This window comes from Micromonospora matsumotoense (assembly GCF_050951065.1).
In the GTDB taxonomy this organism is placed as follows: Bacteria; Actinomycetota; Actinomycetes; order Mycobacteriales; family Micromonosporaceae; genus Micromonospora; species Micromonospora matsumotoensis.
The window spans coordinates 4,609,378-4,632,306 of sequence record NZ_CP192025.1 but is presented as its reverse complement, the minus strand read 5'-3'; the positions used below and the strand labels follow the sequence as shown (position 1 = coordinate 4,632,306).

Annotated in this window: 20 protein-coding genes; 6 read left to right on the top strand and 14 right to left on the bottom strand. The window is 69.9% G+C overall.

Annotated features, from left to right (window positions below; translation table 11 throughout):
- Positions 1-217 precede the first annotated feature (217 nt).
- A complete protein-coding gene (locus tag ACQP1S_RS20240; RefSeq protein WP_432897785.1) occupies positions 218-1,204 on the bottom strand; it encodes an aldo/keto reductase in 987 nt (328 codons plus the stop codon).
- 129 nt (positions 1,205-1,333) lie between these two features.
- Here ACQP1S_RS20240 and ACQP1S_RS20235 point away from each other — a divergent pair, with 129 nt between their 5' ends.
- Both ACQP1S_RS20235 and ACQP1S_RS20230 read left to right on the top strand, forming a co-directional pair.
- Positions 1,334-2,182: a helix-turn-helix transcriptional regulator gene (locus tag ACQP1S_RS20235; RefSeq protein ID WP_432897782.1), complete on the top strand. Its 849-nt coding sequence runs from the start codon at positions 1,334-1,336 to the stop codon at positions 2,180-2,182.
- Positions 2,183-2,370: 188 nt separating this feature from the next.
- Positions 2,371-3,819 (top strand): alpha/beta fold hydrolase, encoded by a 1,449-nt coding sequence (locus ACQP1S_RS20230; RefSeq protein WP_432897780.1) that lies wholly within the window; start codon positions 2,371-2,373, stop codon positions 3,817-3,819.
- A gap of 48 nt (positions 3,820-3,867) precedes the next feature.
- Here ACQP1S_RS20230 and ACQP1S_RS20225 read toward each other — a convergent pair whose 3' ends face one another.
- From ACQP1S_RS20225 to ACQP1S_RS20175, 11 genes are all read right to left on the bottom strand, one after another.
- Positions 3,868-4,245, bottom strand: a complete 378-nt coding sequence (locus ACQP1S_RS20225) for a Type 1 glutamine amidotransferase-like domain-containing protein (protein WP_432908149.1) — start codon at positions 4,243-4,245, stop codon at positions 3,868-3,870.
- A 4-nt stretch (positions 4,246-4,249) separates the two neighbouring features.
- Positions 4,250-4,627 (bottom strand): hypothetical protein, encoded by a 378-nt coding sequence (locus tag ACQP1S_RS20220; protein WP_432897777.1) that lies wholly within the window; start codon positions 4,625-4,627, stop codon positions 4,250-4,252.
- A gap of 25 nt (positions 4,628-4,652) precedes the next feature.
- Positions 4,653-5,873, bottom strand: a complete 1,221-nt coding sequence (locus tag ACQP1S_RS20215; RefSeq protein WP_432897774.1) for an extracellular solute-binding protein — start codon at positions 5,871-5,873, stop codon at positions 4,653-4,655.
- A gap of 282 nt (positions 5,874-6,155) precedes the next feature.
- Positions 6,156-6,728: a hypothetical protein gene (locus ACQP1S_RS20210; RefSeq protein ID WP_432897772.1), complete on the bottom strand. Its 573-nt coding sequence runs from the start codon at positions 6,726-6,728 to the stop codon at positions 6,156-6,158.
- A gap of 2 nt (positions 6,729-6,730) precedes the next feature.
- Positions 6,731-7,471 carry a class I SAM-dependent methyltransferase gene (locus ACQP1S_RS20205; RefSeq protein WP_432897769.1) on the bottom strand — a complete coding sequence of 247 codons (741 nt, stop codon included), beginning with the start codon at positions 7,469-7,471 and terminating at the stop codon, positions 6,731-6,733.
- A gap of 53 nt (positions 7,472-7,524) precedes the next feature.
- Entirely contained in the window at positions 7,525-8,703 is a 1,179-nt protein-coding gene (locus ACQP1S_RS20200; RefSeq protein WP_432897767.1) for a hypothetical protein, read from the bottom strand.
- Positions 8,700-8,942 carry an acyl carrier protein gene (locus ACQP1S_RS20195; RefSeq protein ID WP_091250072.1) on the bottom strand — a complete coding sequence of 81 codons (243 nt, stop codon included), beginning with the start codon at positions 8,940-8,942 and terminating at the stop codon, positions 8,700-8,702. Before ACQP1S_RS20195 ends, ACQP1S_RS20200 begins: the two co-directional genes overlap by 4 nt.
- 101 nt (positions 8,943-9,043) lie before the next feature.
- The gene (locus ACQP1S_RS20190) at positions 9,044-10,003 is read right to left on the bottom strand and encodes an NAD(P)H-dependent flavin oxidoreductase (RefSeq protein WP_432897764.1); all 960 of its coding nucleotides are present in this window, start codon (positions 10,001-10,003) and stop codon (positions 9,044-9,046) included.
- A gap of 91 nt (positions 10,004-10,094) precedes the next feature.
- A complete protein-coding gene (locus ACQP1S_RS20185) occupies positions 10,095-10,949 on the bottom strand; it encodes an aminoacyl--tRNA ligase-related protein (protein ID WP_432897761.1) in 855 nt (284 codons plus the stop codon).
- A 50-nt stretch (positions 10,950-10,999) separates the two neighbouring features.
- Positions 11,000-11,884, bottom strand: a complete 885-nt coding sequence (locus ACQP1S_RS20180) for a diiron oxygenase (RefSeq protein WP_091250063.1) — start codon at positions 11,882-11,884, stop codon at positions 11,000-11,002.
- Positions 11,881-13,290 carry a condensation domain-containing protein gene (locus tag ACQP1S_RS20175; RefSeq protein ID WP_432897756.1) on the bottom strand — a complete coding sequence of 470 codons (1,410 nt, stop codon included), beginning with the start codon at positions 13,288-13,290 and terminating at the stop codon, positions 11,881-11,883. The genes ACQP1S_RS20180 and ACQP1S_RS20175 overlap by 4 nt, the downstream gene beginning before the upstream one ends.
- Before the next feature lie 636 nt (positions 13,291-13,926).
- On the opposite strand from ACQP1S_RS20175, the gene ACQP1S_RS20170 reads away from it, so the two are divergent.
- From ACQP1S_RS20170 to ACQP1S_RS20160, 3 genes are all read left to right on the top strand, one after another.
- A complete protein-coding gene (locus ACQP1S_RS20170) occupies positions 13,927-15,852 on the top strand; it encodes an ABC transporter ATP-binding protein (RefSeq protein WP_432897754.1) in 1,926 nt (641 codons plus the stop codon).
- On the top strand, positions 15,849-17,633 hold the full coding sequence (locus tag ACQP1S_RS20165; RefSeq protein WP_432897751.1) for an ATP-binding cassette domain-containing protein: 1,785 nt from the start codon (positions 15,849-15,851) through the stop codon (positions 17,631-17,633). The genes ACQP1S_RS20170 and ACQP1S_RS20165 overlap by 4 nt, the downstream gene beginning before the upstream one ends.
- Positions 17,634-17,948: 315 nt before the next feature.
- Positions 17,949-19,160, top strand: a complete 1,212-nt coding sequence (locus tag ACQP1S_RS20160; RefSeq protein WP_432897748.1) for a pectate lyase — start codon at positions 17,949-17,951, stop codon at positions 19,158-19,160.
- 181 nt (positions 19,161-19,341) lie between these two features.
- Here ACQP1S_RS20160 and xylB read toward each other — a convergent pair whose 3' ends face one another.
- Together xylB and ACQP1S_RS20150 are read right to left on the bottom strand one after the other, a co-directional pair.
- A complete protein-coding gene (gene xylB, locus ACQP1S_RS20155; RefSeq protein WP_432897745.1) occupies positions 19,342-20,742 on the bottom strand; it encodes a xylulokinase in 1,401 nt (466 codons plus the stop codon).
- 201 nt (positions 20,743-20,943) lie between these two features.
- Positions 20,944-22,095 carry a helix-turn-helix transcriptional regulator gene (locus ACQP1S_RS20150; protein ID WP_432897742.1) on the bottom strand — a complete coding sequence of 384 codons (1,152 nt, stop codon included), beginning with the start codon at positions 22,093-22,095 and terminating at the stop codon, positions 20,944-20,946.
- Between ACQP1S_RS20150 and ACQP1S_RS20145 the strand changes: the two genes are divergently transcribed.
- Positions 22,084-22,926, top strand: coding sequence for an alpha/beta fold hydrolase (locus ACQP1S_RS20145; protein ID WP_432897739.1), 843 nt, complete (start codon positions 22,084-22,086; stop codon positions 22,924-22,926). The genes ACQP1S_RS20150 and ACQP1S_RS20145 overlap by 12 nt on opposite strands.
- The last annotated feature ends 3 nt before the right edge of the window (positions 22,927-22,929 follow it).

The following is a 22,929-nucleotide window of genomic DNA, read 5'->3' as shown; positions in this document are numbered from 1 at the left end:
TCCCGGGTGGGCACGAGGGTGCCGTCGACGGTGGTGATCTGCTCGACCCTGTGTCGGCGTCCCCGGGGGTGAGGGCGAGCAGGGCCGAGGTGACGATGACCCGGTGGGCGGCGGAGTGCGACACCCCGACCAGTGGCCGATCTGCCGCATGGTCGCGCTGATCACCTGCACCCCGACACGATCCACCACGGACGACCCCTGAGGTACGCGACGTCGGCTAGTCGCCGACGCCGAGGCTGGCCATGAACGCCGCCGGGTAGCGGTCACCGCGCGCGGCGCCCTTCGGCACGGCCGCCTCGATCTCTTCGAGATCAGCGGCCGACAGCTTCACGTCCAGCGCCGGCAGCTCCTCGGCCAGCCGCTGCCGGGTACGTGCACCGACGAGCGGAACGATGGACGGGTCCTGCGCCGCCACCCACGCGATCGCCAGCTGCGCCACCGTGCACCCCTTCGCGTCGGCGACCCGGCGCAACGCCTCCACCAGGGCGAGGTTGTGCGACGCGTTCTCGGCGGAGAAGCGGGGAGCGTGGTTACGCGGGTCGTCCGCCCGCCCCGGCACCCAGTTCCCCGAGAGCAGGCCCCGGCCCAGCACCCCGTACGCGGTCAGCCCGATGCCCAGCTCCCGAAGCGTGGGCAGCACGTCGGCCTCGACCGCCCGCGAAAGCAGCGAATACTCCATCTGAAGATCAGCAACCGGGTGTACGGCGTGCGCCCGGCGGACGGTCTCCGCATCAACCTCGGAGAGCCCCACATACCGTACGTAACCGGCGTCGACCATGTCCTTGATCGCGCCGATCGTGTCCTCGACCGGCACCGACCGGTCGAGCCGGGCCGGCCGGTAGATGTCCACGTGGTCGACGCCGAGCCGGGTCAGCGAGTAGCTCAGGAAGTTCCGCACCGAATCCGGGCGGGAGTCCTGGCCGGCGAACCGCATGCCTGGCCCCACCTGCTGCCCGAACTTCACACTCAGCAGATAGCTGTCCCGGTCGCGTCCCCGCAACGCCTCCGACAACAGCATCTCGTTGTGCCCCATGCCGTAGAAGTCACCGGTGTCGACGAGCGTGACCCCCGCGTCCAGCGCGGCCCGCACGGTGGCGATGCTCTCCCCACGATCGGCCGGGCCGTACGCGCCCGACATGCTCATCGCCCCCAGCCCCGCCGCGGAAACCGTGGGACCCGTGTCGCCCAGTGTGCGTGTCTGCATCGAAACTCTCCCTCATCGGTCGATCTCGGCTCCACCCTGCGCCGCTTTCCGGCCCGCCGGCAGCGGAGCGCTTGTCGTGGGAGCGCCACTCCCTGGCTCGGTGCACGGTCCCCGGGGGAGCATGGAGGCATGCAGCGTGAGCAGCTCGCCGACTTCCTGCGGCGTCGGCGTGAGGCCATCCGCCCCGCCGAGGTCGGCATCGCCGCCGGCCCCCGCCGCCGCACCGCCGGCCTGCGCCGCGAGGAGGTCGCCATGCTCGCCGGCATGTCCGTCGACTACGTCGTCCGCCTTGAGCAGGGCCGCAGCAGTCAGCCGTCGGTCCAGCTGCTCGGCGCCCTGGCCCGGGCCCTGCGCCTGACCGACGACGAGCGAAGCCACCTGTTCCACCTGGCCGGCCACCAGCCGCCGCCCGCCGAGGGCATCGCCAGCCTGGCCCGGGCCGGCCTGGTCCGCCTACTCGACCTGGTGGGCGACACTCCCGCCATGGTCCTGTCCGACCTCGGCGAGGTCCTGGCGCAGAACCGCATGTCGATCCTGCTCAGCGGCGACCACACCGGGCTGACCGGCGACCGCCGCTACGTCGCCTACCGCTACTTCACCGAACCGGCCATCCGCGACCTCCACGGCACCGGGGAATGGCAGCGGCACGCCCGCCAGCAGGTCGCCGACCTGCGCGCAGTGGCCGGCCGGCGGGCCGGTGACCCGGCCGTGACGGGCCTGATCGATCGGTTGCGGGCGGCGAGCGACGACTTCCGGCGGCTGTGGGCCGAGCACGAGGTGGCAGTACGCCGGGCTGACCGCAAGACGTTCAGGCACCCGCGCGTGGGCCGCATCACGATGGACTGCGAAACCCTGGTCACTCCCGACCTCGGCCAGCAACTGCTGGTGCTGACCCCGGCCGACGCCGAGGCCCGGGAGCGGCTTGAGCTGCTGCGCGTGCTGGGCGTCGAGGAGTTCCCGGCGATCGTGCCCCACTGACGGTGCCCGCGCTGCGCCGACATCACCCGGCGCGCCGTCGAACGCGGTGAGATCCCGGTGGGCACCGACCCGTGGACACCCGACCGTGCGGGGCAGGGAGCGCGGCCGGAGAGCCACGTTGCGGTGCGGGGGCATGCGCCCTAGCGTGTGTGACATAGATGCATAGAGGTCGATGGTTGGGGGCCTGGATGCGCGCGGTGGTCGCTGTCGTCGTCACTTGCCTCACCATGGCCGTCGCGCCGGTCGGGGCGGCCAGCGGGGCGACTCTGGCGTGGCGGGCCTGCCCCGGTGTCGATGACACGCGCCTGCGCTGCGCCTCCCTCAAGGTGCCGCTCGACCATGCGCGGCCAGCCGGCCCCACGATCGACATCGTGATCTCCCGGCTGGCCGCGACCGACCCGGCACTGCGCCGCGGTGTCCTGATCACCACGGGCGGCGGGCCGGGTGGTGCCGGTGTCCCCGAGCCGCTGAACCTCGCCGCCGTCGTCGATCCCGCGGTGCGCGCGCGGTACGACATCGTCGGGTTCGACATGCGCTTCGTCGAACGCAGTACCCCGATCACCTGCGGCCAGCCGGAGGAGGAGCCGGGCGGCTACTGGGTACGCACCGCGACGTACCAGTCCCTGGAGGACACCGCCGTCGAGGCCCGTGAGTACGCCCGCGCCTGTGCCCGGCATGCCGGTTGGGCGCTGCCGTTCGCCACGACCGCACAGGCCGCCCGCGACATGGACGCCATCCGGGCAGTTCTCGGCGAGCGGAAGCTGTCCTTCCTCGGGGGCTCGTACGCGGCGATGCTCGGCGTCGCGTACGGCACACTCTTGCCGCACCGGGTGGACCGGTTCGTGCTGGACAGCCCGGTCAACTACGACCTCGCCTGGCGTCCCTACGAACTGGAACGGCTCCCGGCCTTCGAGGAGAACTACGCTGCCTTCACCAGGTACCTCGCCGACAACAACGCGACGTTCGGGCTCGGCGGCACGCCGACCGAGGTCGCCGAAACCCTGAGCGAGGCTCTCGCCGAGGCGGCGATCGACCCGATCGTGGCCGGAGACCACGCCTGGACCGCCGGCGAACTCGGCTCCCTGACGGTCATCGCGACGTACTTCGCGCAGCTGTGGCCGGTGGTCGCGACCGACCTGGCCGCCATCCTCGCCCACATTCCGCCGCCGATCCCCCTCGACCCGCGACCGGCACCCCTGCCCGGGACCCCGGGTGTGCCGGCGGACAACCACACCGCGGTCAACATGGCATTCCGCTGCGGCGACGACGCGTGGCCGCGCGGCCTGGCGACCTACCGCCACGACCTGGCCCGCCTCGGCACCCGCTACCCCGTCTTCGGCCCGTCGATCGCCAACCTCAACCCCTGCGCCTTCTGGCCGGTCAGCCGGGACAACACCCCGTCGCTTGCCCGCAACCGGGCACCGGCGGCGCTCGTCGTCGCCGCACTGCGCGACGCCTCGGTGCCGCCGGCCAACTCGATCGCGACCGCCCGGGCCATCACCGGCTCCCGGCTGGTCACCGTGGACGAGCAGACACACGTGCCGCTGCTCAGCGGCCAGGCCAACGCCTGCCTGACCGGCACGGTCACCGCCTATCTGGTGCACGGACGCCTACCGAGGCACGACACGGCCTGCTGACAGCGCCCTGCCAGGTCGTCGTGGCGGTGTTCGGCTGCGGCGGTGGGATCAGCGTGCCACCGGGCGGCGAGGGCTGATGCGGGATGAGCGGGTGCTTCGCCACGCCGGCCACCGTTGGCCGTGGCTACGAGGGGAACCGCCCTTGGAGACGACCTCGACGATGCCGTCGGTCACCGTGATGGCCGTCTGGTCGTCGATCGCGTACGCCGGAACCGCGATCTCGGCCGCCCATCTGTCGGCATCAGCCATGATGTTGTCCGGCTCGAGACCAAGGTGCGGGAAGATCGAGAAGTCGACGACCCCCAGTGTGCGGTCGTCGGACGCGGACTGCCACGCGACGAAGTCCGCGCCGATCCGGGGGATCGGCACCATGCTTCCCGCACTCAGCCCCGCCCAGACGTGCCCACCGGTCCGCCGACGCAACAGCCCCCTACCGCCCGCTCGGCTGGCCGGTGGTGCCCGCAGCCTCCGGCTCGGCGGTGTCCCGCTCCGGGCCGGCCGGTCCGACCTCGGCCGGAGCGCCGGGGCTCGCGGCGGTCTGCAACTGGTACGACCGGTAGGTCAGCCAGAGCGCGGCCAGCCCGGCGACGGCCGCCGCCACGCTGGCGATCTGGTCGGCCAGGTCGGGGCCGAGCGCCAACACCCCGACGACGATGATCAGGACGGCCAGCCCGCCGAGCGCCACGGTGCGGACCTGCTGCTTGGCCAGGTGCGCCGTCCAGCGGCGCGGGATCACCCTGATCACCAACTCCGCCAGGATGATGCCGGCCATCACCAGGATCGGCACCTGCCACGGATCGACCTTCATGGACTCCCCTTCACCCCGTCTCCGGTCATCCGAGCGCCGCCTTCATGGCGGCGATGAACTCCGAGGTCAGGTCGGACTCACCGGTCAGCATCTGGTTGGTGTGGTCGACGAAGACCTCGGCGAACGTGCGGTATCCCGGGTGCATCGGCCGGGGCCGGGCACCCTCCACCGCGCCCCGTAGTGCTTCCAGGTGTGGGATGACCGCTTGGAGGTTCCTGTCGTTGTACGCCTCGGCCAGGGTCGGGGCGAAGCCGTGCCCGGCGAGGATCTTCTGGGCTGCCGCGCCGGTCATGAAGTTGATGAACCGGAGGGCTTGGTCGGGGTGGGGGCAGGTGCGCACCAGGGCGAGGCTCTGGCCGCCGAGCACCCCGGGCTTCAGTGGGTGCACCTGGATCTTTCCGGCCAACAGGTCAGAGTCTTTGCGCTGCTGAAGTTCGCGGTACTTCACCGGCCAGTTGCGCATGAACGTCGGTTTCGTTTCGACGAACGTGTCCAGGCTCGCGTTCTCGTCGCTGGAGAGGGTGACCTTCCCGGCCCCGATGGCCGCCCGCAACGGTCGCAGCGCTTCCTGCCAGGGTTTCAGCTCGAACAGGATCTCGCCCGTCGGACTCAACAGTTCAGGGTCCACGGACAGGGCGTGCTCCAGGATGTTGACCAGGAAACCCTCGTTGTAGTTCGACGAGTTGGGACGTAGCTGGCCGACGAACGAGCGCTTGTCGGCGGCGGCGAAGGTGCCGAGCACGAGCGACAACGTCACCTTGTCGGGCTGGTCGGTCTCGGGGTTGCGCCAGAACAACATGCCGACATCGGCGTTCAGTGGCGCGGCCCAGTAGCTGTTCGGGGCGTCGGCGACCTGGTGGAGATCCTTCACCGACGTCAGGAAGTTCGGGTCGGTCAGCCGGATCGGGGTGATCAGCTTCTGCGCGGCGAACTCGGGAATGTCGACGATGTCCAGGTTGAGGATGTCGGCGCTGCCGTTCTGGGCCGCCGTCAACAGCCTCTTGCGTTCATCGCCGGATCCGCCCTCGACCTCGTCGGTGAACCGGACCGGGGTATCGGGGTTGGCCTGGTTCCACATGTCCATCAGCAGCTTCCGTGCGCCGGTGGGGTCGGCGCCGGTGGCGAGTCGGAGCTCGGCCGGTGGTGGGCGATGTCCCCCGGGCACCAGGTAGACCGCTGAGGCGCTCAGCGCGCCGCAGGTCAGCACCCCGCTGAGAAAGGAGCGCCGCGAATACTGCTCGGACATGGTGCGGACTCCTTCGATCCAGGCCGGTCGCATGTGCGCAACGAGTCATTCATCACATTACGCTTTGGTGTTGATGAATGACGGGTCCGGTAGGGACGGTTGGCGGAGTCGTACTGTCGGAAACCGGATTCCATGCCGGGGCCGGCTGCGGTGTCACCCGACAACTGGCGGCCAGGTGCCGCCCGATGCCGGTGTGCGGTCGTCCGACGCGTCCGGGCAGCGGTTTTCACCGTGTGGGGAAACGGCAGCCGGCCGGTCCAGAGTCATTTACCGACGCTATGGTCAGCCCTGGGATATGCAGCAACGGGTCGGCGCGTCAAGGTAGGCGGCGCAGTTCCCGCACGACAAAGACCGCGGGGCGCTTCGCGCAGTCTTCCGACCACACCGGCAAGAGGAAGCTCCGGAGACGCCCGGGTGGCCCGCGGCGGTCACACCAGCCTGCTGCGGACCACCCGACCAGGCCGGCGGCCCGCGGATCCGTGACGGTGTCCCCACCGGCAGCCCGCGTCGGCGAGCAGCGGAGATTCGGACTCCCTGCCAGTTCGCCGTGGTGGCGTAGAAGTGGACGCTGAGCCCGAAGGTCGAGACGAGCGGGACGGTGAGCCGGCCGAGGGCGGACACGCCCGTCGTGGTCAGGAAGCCGCGGTGGAGTTCCTGTACGGCGGCATCCCGGAACACCACGTCGTCGTCGTGGACGTCGAAGAATCCGACGGTGAAGTCCCGGCCGGAGCCGACCAGCCCACCGACGAAGGGCAGCCTGGCTGCGGTCGCCGCCCGGGCGACCGGGCCGGCGTGCGAGTCGCCGAGCAGCAGGAACCTAGCCGGCGCGGTAGTGGTCGAGGACGGCGTCGTCACAGTCAGGTCAGGACGAGGAGGTCCATCCAACTGGTGGCAGGTTCGGTGGGGTCAGCCTCGGCGGCGGCGCGGAGTCGGGCGAGGCCCCGGGCGTAGGCGGCGTCGGGGAGGGCGCGGAGCTTGGAGTCCGCAGCGCGGCGGAGCCCGTCGGCGTAGGCGGTCAGGGTGGGTGCGCTGCGTTGCGGCAGTGGGCGGAGTGAGACCTGGGCGAAGCCTGCCGTGGCGAAGGCCGCGCAGACCCGGTCGACGGTGGGGTAGGTGTCGACCAGACCCGCTGTCTCGGGGAAGAACCGCACCCGCAGGTCCCGGTCACAGCGGCCCGGGAAGGAGTTGCGGATGAGCACCGGAGCGCCCGGTCTGAGTGCCCTGCGTAGTTCGCGGGCCGATGCCTCCAGATCGTCCAGATGGTGGATCACGGAGCCGAGCCATGCCGCGTCCGCGCAGCCGTCCGGGACCGGCAGCGACTCGGCCTTCCCGTCGAGCGCCCGGATCTCCTCGGACGCAGGGATCAGCGCCCGCATCGCTGCGGCCGGCTCGACGGCCAGCACCCGGACTCCGAACCAGGCGTGGAACGCGCTCGCGAACGCCCCGGTCCCCGCACCCACGTCGAGCACCGTCATGCCGGGTGCGAGACCGGCCGCTGCGGACACCGCGGTACGCCAGGCGTCCAGGCCGTCCCGGGGGACCTCCCGAGCCGCCTGGTAGTCGGCGGCTGCCCGGCTGTCGTAGCGTGTTTCAGCCATGCTCGTCTGCTCTCCGTGTTCCACGTCCGACGTGCTCTGCCCACAGGTGTCGTTCAATGCCCGGACAGTCTCTCGGTGATGTCCCCGAGCTCCGCGTCCGCCTCGCCGAAGACGGCGTAGAAGAGCCAGCCGCGAGGAGGAACCAGGGTGCTGGCCGCCAGCGGAAGGATGCCGTCGCGGCCACCGCTCGCGAGCCGCCCCGCATCATCCAGCAGGTGGATCAGTCGCTCGAAGTAGTCGTCGCCGCCGATCCGGACGAACGCCAGGCGCAACCGCACGCCCAACTGCTGGGCGATCATTCCGGGCGAGAGGCGGGCGTTGACCTCCAGCACCGGGATCAGCTCCCCCGACGCGGTGGTCATCGAGTCGACGGACAGCGGCCCGCGATAGCCCTCCGCCGCCGCGGCCCGGGCCACCGCCTCCACGCATGCGCGGTATTCCGCACGGTCGAGCCGCTGCATCAACTGCGGCGTCGGGGACGACGAACCCCGGTAGGAGTGACCGACGTTGAGGATCTGGCGAACGCCGTGCCACACCAGTTCCCCTTCCGGGTCGATCGTCAGATGCGCGGCGAAGTCGTCGGACCGTTCGAACAGCGGCTGGACCACCAATTCGATCATGTCCTCGGGTCGCCGACTCAGGCTGCGTTCGACCAACGCGAGTCTGGCCGGTGAGTCGAGGATGACATTGCCCTGCCCGGACACTCCGTAGGGGTCCTTGACCACGCACGGCAAGACCGCCGCCTCGCGTAGTTCCCGCAGTGAGGTGACGACCCGTCCGGAGCCGGGTAGTCCCAGCCGCGTCGACCAGGTCTTGGAGTTGACCAGCCGGACGGCGTTCAGGTCGGGCAGCGCCGCGTCCAGTCCGAGGCTCCTGACCGCAGCGGCCGTCCCCGGCAGCACCGCGTACGGTTCGGGCCGCGCGCCGGTGAATCCTGGCAGACCGACCGCAGCCAGGCGCTCCTCGACGGGGAGCGCGGGATCGCCGGGAACCGGCAGGTGCCGCGCGCCGAAACCTGCGGCACGCATCACCTCACCGAAGGCCGCAGGCGGCCGGTGGTGGGTGAGCAGCACGTCGTCGGGGCGACAGAGGACCGCCTGTAGCTCGTCCATCCCGCGCAGCAGTCGCTCGGCGTGCGGATCACGCAGGGTCGGCAGTCGCGCCAACCCGGTCGGTCGCCAGCGGTGCTCCGCGTCACAACTGCCGAATCTGACGACCGGGGCCACCGTCACGACGTGGTTCCGGCTTCGGGGCGCAGGAAGCGGTGCGCGATGCGTTCCAGGGTACGGAAGTCGTCGACGCTCACCTCCTGCAGGTCGATGGGCCTCCCGGAGAGGTCTTCGAGCAGGTAGATGAACTCCAGGAAGTCCAGGGAGTCGATGAGCCGGGCCTCGATAAGGTCCTCCGTCGGGCTGGGCTCGCGGTCGAGTTCGGGGTTCTTGGTCTGGATCCATTCGGCGATCCGCTTCACGACTGCTCCAGGTTGTGTGTCGAACGGTGGGATGACGGATCCGGGGAGCCGGACCTCGGTCGACAGCGGTGGCGGCGGCCCGCTCCCCGTCGGGGTGATGGTCAGCGGCCACTGGTCGACGTCGCTGGGTTCTTTCCGCAGGGCTGGCCGCCGCGTAGGGCGGCGAGAGCCGCGGCGAACTCCGCGCGGAAACCGGCGACGTATGCTGCGGCCGGCCGTACCGTCCGGAGTGCGGCGCACCCGAGGCCCGCGTACCGGGCCATCTGGTCGACCTGACCCTCGGCCTCCGCGGTGGGTGCGGCGGCGGAGCCTCGCGGGACCGGTCGGCGTCCACCCATCACGCTGGTCCAGGCGATCAGCGTCGCCGGCAGCGGCTGCGGCGCGTCGGTGACCGGACCGCGCAGCACCCGGTGCGGACGTCCCGGCCAGCCGATCGAGAAGCGGTCGGTGACGACGGTGTCCCCGGTGCCGGCCCGCAGGAGTGCCGCCTTGTAGGAGGGGTGTGCGGCCGACTCGGCCGTGACCACGAACGCGGTGCCGCACAGCGCGCCGGACGCACCGGCCCGCAGGGCATCGAGCAGGTCGGTGCCGGTGGCCACCGCGCCGGCGACGAACGCCGCAGGCTCCTGGTCGTACTGGGCGAGCAGTTCGCGTATGCCCAACCTCCCGAGGTGGTGGCCGCCGGCCTCGATGCCCTGGAGCACCACGCCGTGTGCGCCCAGTCCGGCCGCGACCGACGCGTCGGCGGCGGTGCCCACCTGGATCAGCAGGCGGTGTCCGGCGGCCAGCACCCGTGCCGCCTCCGGCTCGGGAAGCAGGCCGTAGCTGTTCAGAAGCAGTGGCCGGTCCGCACTGGCGAGCAGCGCGCCCACCTGATCGGTGAGCAGCCGCCCGGCGACCTCGGGGATCACGTTCACCGCGAAGGTGCGCCGGGTGCGCGCGGCGGTGTCGACCACGAGCGCGGCGCTCTGGTCCGGGTTGCTCTTGTAGAGGGCGACGGTGCCGAGCGCGCCGCTGTCGCTGACCGCTGCTGCGAGCGCCGGTCCGGCGACGCCACCCATGCCTGCCTGAATGAGGGGAAATTCGACTCCGAGGGCTCGCGCTCCCCGTTCCGCCGCCGCCACCATCCTGGCGGCCGGATCATCCGGAAGGTCAGCCACGAACATGACGGACCTGCCGCAGCGCCTCCTGTGGTGTGCCGTGCGCCAGCAGCATCGCGTGCACCCAGCGTTCGACACCGAAAGCCGTGCAACTGCTGTGGGCGACTGCGCCCGCACTGGTGATACCGAGCCGCTCGCCGAAGAAGTTACGGTGCCGGTTGACCGACGCGATGGCGGTGCCGTCGGTGGCGACGAATTCATGTTTGACCGGGTCGAGGGCCATCAGTTTGGCCCGCGAGCCGCTCTTGTCGTAGAAGGGGTCGCTGGCGGGCTGGTACGACAGCACGATGCCGAGTCGTTCGGCCAGAGTCCCGATGAGTTCCTGAGAGCGGGCGAGGTGCTCGCGGGCGCCCTCCGCGGTGCCGAAGTAGACGATCTCGCGCATGTGGAAGCCCCAGAGGCGGCGCAGACCGTCGTAGTGGTCCTCGTTGCGGAAGCAGCGGCCGGTCGCGGTCAGTCTCAGTCCCGGGCCGACATCCTGGCCCTGCAACGAGAGCAGCAGGCCGTAGCAGGTGGCCGATGGCAGCAGGTAGCCGGTGGGTCGAACCGGCTGCTCCGCTACCGGGCCCCCGGATGCCAGTGCCTCGACCGCATCCTCCGGAAAGCGGGCGGCGGTCACCCCGAGGTGCGGGAAATTGCGGAAGTAGTCGAGCCGGGCCAGGCCCTCCGCAGGCAGAAGTGGCGGCCCGACCACTGCGGAGGCACCGAGTTCGTCGGCCATGCCGGTGAACAGGGCGTCGAGTGCGAGCAGGAGGGCGGCTCGCTGTGGTTCGAGGACGACCAGGCCGGGGCCGGGGTTCCGTAGGGTGAGAGTTCCGGCCGGGGCGGGTGGTGTGCGCAGTGCCATGGGTGACCTGCTCCTGTGAGGGTGGGCGGGACAGGGAGCGGCGGAGTCGCTCAGGCTGCGGCCTGGTCGAACAGGCCGATCCGACGGTAGAACGCGTCGGTACGGGCCGTGACCGCGTCGTGGGCGGCGCTCCGGGAAGGGTCGGCGAGGACACGGCTGCGGAAGGCGAACGGATCGGGAATTCCCGCGTTGCGGTAGGCGTCCACGCTGTAGAGCTGTTGTAGCGAACTCGCGATGTACTTCTCCACGTACTGGCGGGCCACGGCGATCTCCTTGTCGTCGCCGTCCGTACGCAGCCGCAACCACAGGGCACGTACCAGTTGGGCGCCGAAGGCGATGTGCCGGGACTCGTCCTGGTGGTGTACCCGGTTGATGGCGCGAATGGTCTCCGGGAGGGCGGCGTCGGCAGCCATCCTGCTGTTGAAGTGATCGACGATCTGTTCGAAGATCAGGATCCGGCTGAACACGATGAAGTTGTCCAGCAGGGCGGAGTGCTGCTCCTTGGGGAACGTCATGGCCCGGTTGGCGAACAGCTTTCCACCGTAGCGTAGGCAGAATTCGGCGAAGAACCACATGTGCTCGTTCTCTTCGCCGAGGAAGTGGTGAAAGAACGGGGTGGGGATCTCGAAACCGGGGGTGTGGATCCGCTGTACCACCTCCTGCATCAGCTCGCGGATCCCATGCACGTTGAGGCTGTAGAAGTTGATGCTCTCCCACTTCGACAGGGCGAGATACTGCTCGCGGTCCAACTCCGCGGCGGCAGCGGTGCCATGCACCGTCACCAGATCCTCGCTCATCCACAGCGCACCCTCGGGGATGCTCTCGGGCCACTCGAAAGTCTGGTAGGGGTTGTAGTACTCGCTCTCGGCAGCTGCGGTGAGCCGAGTGACGGCGATGGCGACCTCGTCGTCCCAGATCGTGGCGTTAGTGGTCATCGGGCGATCTCTCCAAGCTTCTTCTCGGTACTGGTTGCCGCACGGGTCGAGCGGAAGCCGGCCAGGTCGAGAGTGCCTGTGGCGCTGTCGACCAGGAGAGTCTCGAAGGCGCGCAGCAGGAGGTCGATGTCGTGGCGCGGGATCAGTTCGGTGTCGGCCAGCAGATAGAGCAGGCAGGTGTCGGGCGCGTAACCGGTGTGCAGGAAGAAGGTGGCGTCCTGGCGCTCCCACGAACCCACGAAGGTGAGCCTGGTCCGGCCAAGGAGCGCACGCAGTCCGTCCGGGCCCGCATCGGTGGGCGGTAGCTTCTCCCAACGGTCGTGCATACGTTTGTCGTTGAAGAAGCAACCGAGGTTGAGTGCGCCGTGGCTGCGTTCGCGTGCCTCGTCGAGAATCTCGTCCACGGCCGACGGGTCGTACTGGGCGTGACGGTAGGCGTTCATTCCGGTCAGAAAGGTCCGGCGTACCGTCTGTTCGAAGGTGTCGTCGCCGACGTTCAATGCGAACAGCGCGTTCTCCACCATGGGGGCCACGAGCCGACGGCTGCGCTCGTCATGCCGGTTGACCGCGATGAGCTGCAGCGCCACGGTGTCGTGCCCGGTGTAGGCACCGAGTACGGCCGCCGTGGCGGCCAGCAGCACCGTGCCGGTGCTGACCTGGCAGCGTTCGGCAAGCACGGTCGTGGCGACCGCGACGGCGGGGGAGTCCATCCCCAGCCGGACGAAGCGCTCGGGTCTGCCCTCGCCGGTGACCGTACGAAACAGCGTCGGCGGCACGGTGTGCAGCGTGCGACGCCAGTACTCCGCCGCCGCCGCACCGCGGGCGGCACCAGGACCCTCCGTCTCGAAGCGTGCCTGGTCGAGCGGCTGCCACTGCGGTTCCGGCGGCCCGCTGCCGTCGAGCAGTTGCTGCAGATCGCGCTCCAGTTCGCGTGCGCCCCAGAAATCGACAGCCAGGTGCGAGAACACCAGCACGGCGACGGCTGGACGTCCGTCCTGCCGGACGAGCGCGCATCGGAAGGGCCATTCCTCGGCGTGGCGAAAGGTCAGGCCCACCAACTCTCGTGCCAGCTCGGCAGCAACGTCGTCGGCGGCGCCGGATGCTGCGTCCGCCACCGTGAGGGACAGCGCGCCCTCGGCCCAGACCTCCTGGACGGGCCCGTCGCCCCCTTCGTGAAAGCGGGTACGCAGCACTTCGTGCCGCGAGACGAATGCGCTGAGGACCGCCTCGACCTGTGCGGTGGAGAGACCGGACGGGATCTTCGCGATACGGCGGATGTTGAAGTAGTAAGCATCGTCACCGAGCCAGCGAATGGCCTTCCAGATGGCGCGTTGACCCCACGTCATGGGGGCGGTTTCGGATCGTTTTCCTTGGAACGTCAACGAATGGGCACCGAGGTGCTGCATTGCCAGATTCCTCAGGTCAGGCATCGCCCGGGGCGACGCGCGGGAGAAGGTGCCACAAGAGAACGGAAGGGCGGTGCCGCGACGACGGCCGGGTGACCGGCGCCGCACGGAAATCGCGGAGAATCTGGCATACCGGTCAGGACGCTGATGAGAAAGGCGTCGGTAAGGGGAAGGGTGCCTCGACACTGAGGCCCGGCTCGGGACGGCCCCGGGCTCGCACACGAACTGTCTCCGGGTAGGGCGGAAACGTCAGCGAACAAGCCCGGAATCGCTGCGCATCACCTCCGATAGCGCGAAGGGTGCGAAGCGGCCCGGACTGGACATGCGGATCCGGCCGAACACGGAGTGCAACGGTAACCACATCGATCCAGGTCTGTCTAGACCGATCCGTGCGACGGATCAGAGATCCGATCCGGTGTACAGAACCAGTAGATGACCATCAATGAAATTCTTGACGTCACACGAGGTCTGGGCCAGACTCTGGACCGCGAGCTTCCCCGGCGACAGTGGCGTTCCCGGGTTCGCGGGAGTCCCGCTGTTTCCCTCCTCCGATCGCAATCGGATCCCGGCGAGTTGCCCTTTCATCCGTGCCGCTTGCTCGTCCTGCACGCCCTGACGGACTCGGAGGAGTTCCTGATGCCTTCCACGACGCCCGACCCGGGCGCCGGACCGCTCCGACGACGCGCCGTCCGATGGCTGGCCACTGTGCGGCTGCTGCGCTACGCACACCCGGGACTGATCGTCGGCACGGGTGTGCTCCACCTTGCAGTCGGCCTGCTCCCGATTGCCTTCATCCTTGCGACAAGTACCCTGATATCGAGAATCCCTGATGCTATGTCAGGTTTCGGTGGCCATGGTGGCATAGGTCGGATCGGGCTCGCGCTGATACTGGCCGTCGCCGCTTTCGTGCTGCAACAGCTTCTTGTCCCGTTCCAGTCGGTGCTGGCCGAACTGGTGGTCCGTCAGGTCGACGGCGCGTGCATCGTCCGGCTGATGGCCTGTGCGCTGCGCGATCTCCCGGTCGCGGAACTGGAGCGGCAGGAAGTGCTCGATGTGCTCTCGGACGCCCGCAACGGCTTCGAACGGGTGGTCCCCACCCCGGGCGATGCCGCCGCCGGAACTCTGGCCCTGATCGCCCGCTACACCCAACTTGTCGGGGCGGCGGTCATGGTGTCCGTGGTCCTGGGACCTGGCACCGGTGTGCTGGTGGCCGTGACGGCGCTCGTGATCCGGTTCGGCCAGCGCGGATCGCTGAGCCGCTTCGGCGCGGTACGGGCGACCCTGGCCGGTCCGCGGCGGCGACTGTCCTATCTGCGACGCACGGCGACCGGAACCGGGCTGGCCAAAGAGGCACGGGTGCTCGGCCTGGTCCCCTGGCTCCGGCAACGCCATGGCCGGGAGGCACGCGGCTACCTGGAGCCGTTGTGGGCGACCCGGCGCAGACTGCTGTTCTGGCCCTTCGTCGCGCTGGCCGTGTTCGGCCTGCTCGGCGGCGGCGCGGCGCTGTCGGTCCTGGCCGAGGGCGGCACGGACGGCTCGCTGACGCTGCTGCAACTGTCCGTCGCTCTTCAGGCCGTGCTGATTCCCCTGCGCTTCGGTGTCTACTTCCCGGAGAGTGACATGCAGACGCTCTACGGGTTGGCCGCCCACGACGCACTGACCCGCCTGGAGCAGGTCGCTGCGGACGGCGGCGGCCACGATCGGCAGCACGACCCCGGTCACGGATCTGATCCGGCCGAGGCCATCCGCTTCGAGAGCGTCGGGTTCCGCTACCACGACGGTGCCCCCGCCGTGCTCGACGGGCTCGACCTCGAACTCGCACCGGGAACGTCGACGGCGATCGTCGGCCTCAACGGTGCAGGCAAGACCACACTGGTGAAGCTCCTGACCAAACTGCACGAACCCACCAGCGGCCGGATCACCGCAGGCGGGGCCGACATCGCCGGTATCTCGCCGTCGGCCTGGCACCGGCGCATCGCCGTGATCTTCCAGGACTTCACCCGCCTTCACCTCACCGCCGCCGAGAACATCTGGCTGGGCCGACCGGCCCTCCTCGGCGACCGCAACGCGCTCCACACCGCAGTCCGGCGCGCGGGTGCTCTGGAGATCGTCGACGGCCTTCCGCACGGCGTGGACACGGTCCTCAGCGCCGAGTACGAAGGTGGCACCGACCTGTCAGGCGGTCAGTGGCAGCGGATCGCCCTGGCCAGAGCCTTGCTGGCACTGGAGTGCGGGGCCTCCCTCCTGGTGCTCGATGAGCCCACCGCCCAACTCGACGTCCGCGCGGAAGCTGCGTTCTTCGAGCGGTTTCTGGACATGACCAAGGGTGTGACCAGCGTCATCGTCTCGCACCGCTTCTCCAGCGTGCGTCGTGCCGACCGCATCGTCGTGCTCGCCGACGGCCGGGTGGCCGAATCCGGCACGCACGAGCAGTTGATGGAACTCCGCGGAAGCTATGCCGAGCTCTTCAGGATTCAGGCGGAACGCTTCACGACGGACGAAGCCGCCGGACCGTCGACGACCGAACGGCTCCTGCCGAGGATCGATGGAGCGACCCGATGACCACCATCCTTGCGGTCCGGCACCTTCTGCGGCTCGCCTTCTGCTGTGATCCAGGGCGCCTCGCGCGTGCCGCAGCGATGCTGGCCGCCGGATTCCTGTCCACCCCGTTGATCGCGCTGTGCCTCAAGTCGCTCACCACCGCAGCGGTCAATCACGACTCCGGCACCGCCGCACGGCTGGCCCTGACAACGGCAGCGCTGCTGGTCTTCGAGCTGATGATGAACCACTTCGCCCACCTCTCCTACTTCGAACTGGGCGACCTCAGCGAGGTGGAACTCCAGAACGAGCTGATCACGCTCGCCCACGGCGTCGGCAACCTCGAACAACTGGACACCCCGGCCTACGCCGACACCCTCGCGTTGGTCCGCGAAGAACTCCCCCGCACCCGCGCCTCCTTGGAGGCCGTTCTGCAACTCGGTGGCCTGGTCCTGCAGATGGGCCTGACCGCGGTCCTGCTCGGCTCGCTCAACACGTGGCTGCTGCTGCTTCCCCTCGCCGGAGCGATCCCCGTCCTGGCGGGCAATCGGGCTCAGCGTCTGGTGGATCGGGCCAAGGAGGACACCGCCGCGCTGACGCGCCTCGGCCGGCACCTGCTGGAGACCACCACCACGCTCGCGTCGGTCAAGGAGATCCGCCTCTCGGGCGCCGAGGCCATGCTGATCGAACGCCACCAGCGCGACTGGGCCACCACCACGACCGCGCTACACCGGGCCCAGACCGGGGCTGCCCTGCTGCGCGCAGCAGGGCAGCTCACCTTTGCCGCTGCCTACGGCGGTGCGATCTATCTCGTGGTCCGGCAGGCGCTACAGGGCGGCTCGGGGCTGGGTGACGTGATTCTGGTGATCGCTCTGGCCGCCCAGATCTCCTTCCAGGTGTCCAATGGACTCGGCCTGCTGACAATTGTCCAGACGGCGGGTGGCACGATGGAGCGGATCCGGACACTCCGCACTGCCGCCGCATCGCCCGCACCTGCCGGACCCGGGTCGGCGCACCTGCCCGCCGTACTCACTCGCGGCATCCGTCTCGACCACGTCAGCTTCCACTATCCGAACAGCGACCGGAAGATCCTCGACGACGTCACCCTCGACATCCCGGCAGGCACCGCGCTCGCCGTGGTCGGCGAGAACGGGGCGGGCAAGAGCACCCTGGTCAAACTCCTGTGCGGGCTGTACCGGCCGACCTCGGGAAGAATCCTGGTGGATGACGTCGACCTCGCCTCCGCCGCCCCTGCCGAGTGGCAGTGCCGGGTGTCGACCCTCTTCCAGGACTTCGCCCGGCTGGAACTGCGACTGCGGGACAACACCGGCATCGGCGACCTCGACCGAATCGACGACGACCAGGCCCTGCACCAGGCGATCGACCGGGCCGAGGCGGGCGCCGTCCGGGCGCTGGTCCCCGGCGGGCTGGACGGGCTGCTCGGCCGGGGGTACGGCGACGGCACCGAACTCTCCGGCGGCCAGTGGCAGAAACTCGGGCTGGCCCGCACGCTGCTGCGCCGAGGCCCGCTTCTCGTCGCCCTGGACGAACCCGCCTCCGCCCTGGACGCGACCGCCGAGCAAGCGCTCTTCGAGCGCTTCGCCGACCTCGTCACGGAAACCCGCGCGGACACCGGCGCGGTCACCGTACTGGTGTCGCACCGCTTCTCCACCGTGCGGATGGCCGACCTGATCGTGGTCCTGGAGCAGGGCAGCGTCTCGGAGGTCGGCACCCATGCGGACCTCGCCGCGAGTGGTGGCCTCTACGCGGAGCTGTACCACCTTCAGGCCCGCGCCTACGCCTAACCTCGGTCCTTCCGGATGGTCGTTCGCGCGGGGACCGGAGGCGACGGTCTTTCGTCGCGGTCGGTCCTCCGCAATGCACGCCGACGTACGGGCGATCCATGCGACCGCGAGAACGTCGACGACCTGCGGCTGCTGGCCGACAGGGGCCGTGGTCGACGCGGCAGGCGGTCGTCGATGCCGCCGGTCGGCCGGGTCCGCTAAGGGACAAAGACAGACGAAGCTGGTGTGACCCTTGCCTCATCATCGACCCATCTCTATCGTTGATGGAAAGCGCTTTCCCTTGCCAGGTGCTCATGCTCGAAAGGGTGACATCAGATGAGACGCAAAGTCGCCTCGCGGTGGCTGGCCGGCGGTGCCACTGCGGTCGCGGGCGCCGTCGTCGCGCTGGCGCTGCAGATTCCCAGCGCCTCGGCCGCCACGAACCTGAGCCTCGGCGCCGGCGCCGACGGCTCCAGCAAGGCCAGCGGCACCAGCTACGGCAACGTCATCGACGGCAACGCCAGCACCTACTGGTCGCCGAGCGGCTCGACCGGCACGGTCTCGGTCAAGTGGGGCGGCGCCACCACGGTGTCCTCGGCGGTGATCGTGCAGGCCTCGGGCGGCGGCTCGATCAGCGGCTGGCAGCTCAAGAACAACGACACGGGCGCTGTCCTGGCCAGCGGCAGCAGCGCCCCGGGCACCATCAACTTCTCCTCGACGTCGCTGAAGAAGGTCTCCTTCGTCATCACCAGCGCGTCCGGCGCCCCGCGGATCGCCGAGTTCGAGACGTACGCCAGCGGCGGGTCGACCCCGACCACCAGTCCGACCTCTGGCCCCACCAGCGGTCCGACGTCCAGCCCGACCAGCAACCCGGGCACGCCGACCGGCGCGTGGCCGTCGTCGGCCGGCCCGGCCAACGTCTCCGGCACGGTCAACGTCTCCGGCACCTTCGACGGCGGGATGAAGACCTACTGCTGCATCGGTGACGGCGGGCAGAACGAGTCGCAGGACCCGATGTTCAAGATTGCCAACGGTGGCACGCTGCAGAACGTCATCCTCGGTTCGCCCGCCGGCGACGGGGTGCACTGCGAAGGCACCTGCACCCTGCGCAACGTGTGGTGGAACGACATCGGTGAGGACGCCGCCACCTTCAAGCAGACCAACGGCGGCACCTCGTACGTCATCGGCGGCGGCGCGCGCAGCGGCAGCGACAAGACCTTCCAGCACAACGGCAACGGCACGGTCAACATCTCCGGCTTCTACCTGAAGGGGTCCGGCAAGCTGTACCGCGGCTGCGGCAACTGCACCACCTCGTACACCCGCCACGTGCGTATCGACAACGTCCTGGTCGACGACATCGACATGCTCGCCGGCATCAACAGCAACTGGAACGACACCGCGACGATCACGCGCGTGGTCGTGATCGGCTCGGCCACCATCTGCGGCAAGTACAAGGGTGTGCCCAAGGGCAGCGAACCCAGCTACCTCGGTGAGGGCTGGAACGACGCCAACTGCAAGGTCAACAGGAGTGACGTCACCTTCCGGTAGTCACCCTGGACGACTTCCTTTACCGAGGGGCACCCGCCGCCGGGCGGGTGCCCCTCCGGGCCCCAGCCGGGCGGACGGGTGCTGGACACCGGCTCCGAGGTGGCGTCGCCCGTGTCGCGGGCGTACCGGAGGACGGCTCGTCCTTGACTGCGTCCCGGTCTGCCGTTGCGTGCTGCCGGTGTCACGTCAGCAGCGGTAGCGCCTGCTGGCGGACGGTGACGTAGCGTTCGTACACCTCGGGGGTGTCGGCGGCGGCGGTGACGTCCTCGGCCGCGACCGGCCACGGCGGTGGCGCGGCCTCGCCGGACAGCGCCCAGGCCGCCTGTCGTGCCGCGCCGAGCGCCACGTACTCGGCGGGGCGCGGCACGCTCACCGGCGCGCCGAACAACGCCGGCGCGACCGCCCGCACCGCGCGGGACTGGGCCGCGCCGCCGATCAGCAACACCCGGTCGACCGGGACATCCTGGGCCCGGAGCGCGTGGAGGGCGTCGGCGATGCCGCCGAGCATGCCCTCCACCGCGGCCCGCGCCAGGTTCGCCGCCGAGGCGTTCGCCCGCGTCAGGCCGGCGAGCAGACCGCGCGCGTCGGGCAGATTGGGGGTGCGTTCCCCATCCAGGTACGGCAGCAGGGTCAACCCGCCCGCGCCGGGTTGCGCCGAGAGCGCCAGCTCGTCCAACTCCGCCAGGGACCGGCCGAGCAGGTCGGCGACCGTGACCAGCACCCGGGCCGCGTTGAGCGTGCACACCAGCGGCAGGAAGCGGCCGGTCGCGTCGGCGTACCCGGCCACCAGGCCGCTCGCGTCGGCGGTCGGTACGTCACTGAGGCCGTACACGCACCCCGAGGTGCCCAGCGAGACCACCACGTCACCCGGCCGCAGGCCGACGCCGAGTGCCCCGCCCATCGTGTCACCGGTGCCGGCCGAGAGCAGCGCGCCGGAGGCGGTCTCTCCGACCACCTCGGCCGGCCCGGCCACCCGGGGGAGTGCCACGTCCCGACCGAAGGCGAGCCGCACCAGATCCTGCCGGTACGCACCGGCGGCCGGTGACCAGTAGCCGGTGCCGGACGCCTCGCCCCGGTCGGTCGTCGGCTCCCCGCCGTCCGCGCGCAGCCGGTGGGTGAGCCAGTCGTGCGGCAGCAGCACCATGCTGGTGCGGTCCGCGAGCGCGGGCTCGGCGTGGGAGAACCAGCGCAGCTTGGTGACCGTGAAGCTGGCCACCGGCACCAGCCCGACGGCGTCGGCCCACGCCTTCGGGCCGCCGAACTCGGCGGTCAGGTCGACGGCGGCGTTCGCCGAGCGGGTGTCGTTCCAGAGGATGGCGGGGCGCAGCACCTCGCCGGCTTCGTCGAGGCAGACCATGCCCTGCTGTTGTCCGGCGACGCCGATCGCTGCCACACCGTCCAGCAGGCCGGCGCTGGCCTGCTCGTACGCGGCCCACCACGACCATGGATCGATCTCGGTGCCATCGGGGTGTGGGGCGCGGCCCGTGCGGAGCACCTCGCCGGTCTCCGCGTCGCAGACCACGACCTTGGTCGACTGGGTCGACGAATCGACCCCGGCAACGAGGGTCCTCGCGCCACCCATGGCGATGCCTCCGTAGCTCGGTGAGACCCGACCCTACGTCCGCAACCACATTAGTTCAATGGCTATACAAAATTCGGCGTCGCGGCAGCGGCATCCTGGCCGTGGCGCGCCATCCGACCGGAGACGTGGTGCTTCTGCGGCTGTCGTGGTGCCGTGCGAGCAGTCGGAGTCCATCGGCGCTGTCGAACCCGATGACCCCGGTCATCGTTCTGCCGTCCGAGGTCGCTGCCGCTCCGAGCCGTATCGCGCGGCGAGCACGGTGCCGATCGCGGCCAGGCGGTCTCGCACCCCCGCAGGGCCGGTCACCTCAAGGTAGTCGACCAGTCCGGCAAGCTCGCCGGCGAGTTTGTTCTCGTCGTTGCCGCGGATGACGACCTCGATGCGGCCGTCGGTCGTGGCGCCTCCCACTTCGAGTCGAGCGCCGAACCCCATCCGGAGCACGCCTATCCCGTGGGGCGCGCACCTCGCGTAGGCCTCGAGGGGTGTCCGCCTGCGTTCGACCTCGTCGGCGATCTCGCGCCAGCTCCCGGCGAGGTCGAAGTCCTCGGGCCGGTGCACGGGATCGGTGGTCGGGTCGACGGACGACACGCGGTCGATCCGGAAGGTCCGCCGGCCGGCCTCGGTGTGGGCGACGAGGTACCACGACGGGCCTTTGGCGACGATGCCCAGCGGATGGACGGTTCGCTCGGTTCCGGTGTGTGCACGGTCGACATAGCCGAGCCGGACCTGGACGCCGCGGATCACCGCGTCCTGGAGTTCGTCGAGGAAGCGCGGCGGTCGGGGCGCGACCGGGCTCGACCCCCATCGTTGCGGGTCCATGACGAGCGACGACGACGACGCTTCGGCCTGCGCCCGGAACGGCTCCGGCAGGGCGTGGACGAGCTTGCGCAGCGCCGCTCTCACCGTCGGTGTGACAGCCGAGGCCGGGCCGGCGACCAGGAACAGGGCTCGGGCCTCACCGGCGGTCAACCCGGACAGGTCGGTGCGGGCGCCGCCCACGAGGCGCCAGCCGCCGCCCCGGCCCTGCACGGAGTAGACCGGTACGCCGGCCATGCCCAGGGCGTCGAGGTCGCGGCGGGCGGTGCGCTCGGAGATCTCCAGCTCCCGGGCGACCTCCGCTGCGGTCACCTGCTCACGCTGTTGCAGCAGAAGGAGGATGGCCACCAACCGGTCGGCTCGCACCCGGACAACCCTGCCACGGAAACCGGTCAGGAGGTGACCGGTATCGGTCGGCAGGATGCCGGCATGACACTCGATTTTCCCGAGCCCACCCGCGTTTCGGTCAACGGTGTGGAACTCGAAGTCTTCGAAGCCGGCCGGCAGAACGCGGGGAACCCCGTCGTGCTGTGTCACGGTTGGCCGGAGCACGCCTTCTCCTGGCGCCATCAGGTGCCGGCCCTGGCGGCGGCGGGCTACCACGTCATCGTCCCGAACCAGCGGGGCTACGGCAACTCGTCCCGTCCCGTCGACGTGACGGACTACGACATCGCACACCTGTCGGGTGACCTCGTCGCCCTCCTCGATCACTACGGCTACGAGAATGCCCCCTTCGTCGGCCACGACTGGGGCGCATTCGTCGTCTGGGGCCTGACCCTGCTGCACCCGCAACGGGTCAACGGCGTGGTGGCGCTGAGCGTGCCCTACCAGGAGCGCGGCGAAGTGCCGTGGATCGAGTTCATGGAGGCCGTGCTCGGCGTCGACTTCTACTTCGTGCACTTCAACCGGCAGCCGGGCGTCGCGGACGCCGTGTTCGAGGAGAACACGTTCCGATTTCTCCGGAACCTGTACCGGAAGAACGTGCCCCCCGCAGCGCCTCAGCCGGGCAATGCGTTGATCAACCTGGCCAGAGCGGAATCCCCACTCGGCGAGCCCCTCATGAGCGACAGCGAACTGGCCGTCTTCGTCTCCGCCTTCGAGTCGACCGGGTTCACGGGCGGAATCAACTGGTACCGGAACCTGGACCGCAACTGGCGGCTGTTGGCGGACGTGGACCCGATCATCCGACAGCCCACCCTCATGATCTACGGCGACCGCGACCCGGTCGCGAGGGCGGAAAGACTGCCGGCCTTCGTGCCGAACGTGGACGTGGTCAGCCTGGACTGCGGTCACTGGATCCAGCAGGAGAAGCCGCAGGAGACGACCGAGGCGATCCTGACGTGGCTGGCGCAGCGGGCTGCCGCCTAGCAC

Coding starts and splice junctions, on each gene's coding strand:
- ACQP1S_RS20240 (WP_432897785.1), bottom strand. CDS start 1,204: ATGCAGACACGCACACTGGGCGACACGGGTCCCACGGTTTCCGCGGCG.
- ACQP1S_RS20180 (WP_091250063.1), bottom strand. CDS start 11,884: ATGACCACTAACGCCACGATCTGGGACGACGAGGTCGCCATCGCCGTC.
- ACQP1S_RS20165 (WP_432897751.1), top strand. CDS start 15,849: ATGACCACCATCCTTGCGGTCCGGCACCTTCTGCGGCTCGCCTTCTGC.
- xylB (WP_432897745.1), bottom strand. CDS start 20,742: ATGGGTGGCGCGAGGACCCTCGTTGCCGGGGTCGATTCGTCGACCCAG.
- ACQP1S_RS20220 (WP_432897777.1), bottom strand. CDS start 4,627: ATGAAGGTCGATCCGTGGCAGGTGCCGATCCTGGTGATGGCCGGCATC.
- ACQP1S_RS20160 (WP_432897748.1), top strand. CDS start 17,949: ATGAGACGCAAAGTCGCCTCGCGGTGGCTGGCCGGCGGTGCCACTGCG.
- ACQP1S_RS20205 (WP_432897769.1), bottom strand. CDS start 7,471: ATGGCTGAAACACGCTACGACAGCCGGGCAGCCGCCGACTACCAGGCG.
- ACQP1S_RS20190 (WP_432897764.1), bottom strand. CDS start 10,003: ATGGGTGGCGTCGCCGGACCGGCGCTCGCAGCAGCGGTCAGCGACAGC.
- ACQP1S_RS20170 (WP_432897754.1), top strand. CDS start 13,927: ATGCCTTCCACGACGCCCGACCCGGGCGCCGGACCGCTCCGACGACGC.
- ACQP1S_RS20215 (WP_432897774.1), bottom strand. CDS start 5,873: ATGTCCGAGCAGTATTCGCGGCGCTCCTTTCTCAGCGGGGTGCTGACC.
- ACQP1S_RS20185 (WP_432897761.1), bottom strand. CDS start 10,949: ATGGCACTGCGCACACCACCCGCCCCGGCCGGAACTCTCACCCTACGG.
- ACQP1S_RS20175 (WP_432897756.1), bottom strand. CDS start 13,290: ATGCAGCACCTCGGTGCCCATTCGTTGACGTTCCAAGGAAAACGATCC.
- ACQP1S_RS20230 (WP_432897780.1), top strand. CDS start 2,371: ATGCGCGCGGTGGTCGCTGTCGTCGTCACTTGCCTCACCATGGCCGTC.
- ACQP1S_RS20235 (WP_432897782.1), top strand. CDS start 1,334: ATGCAGCGTGAGCAGCTCGCCGACTTCCTGCGGCGTCGGCGTGAGGCC.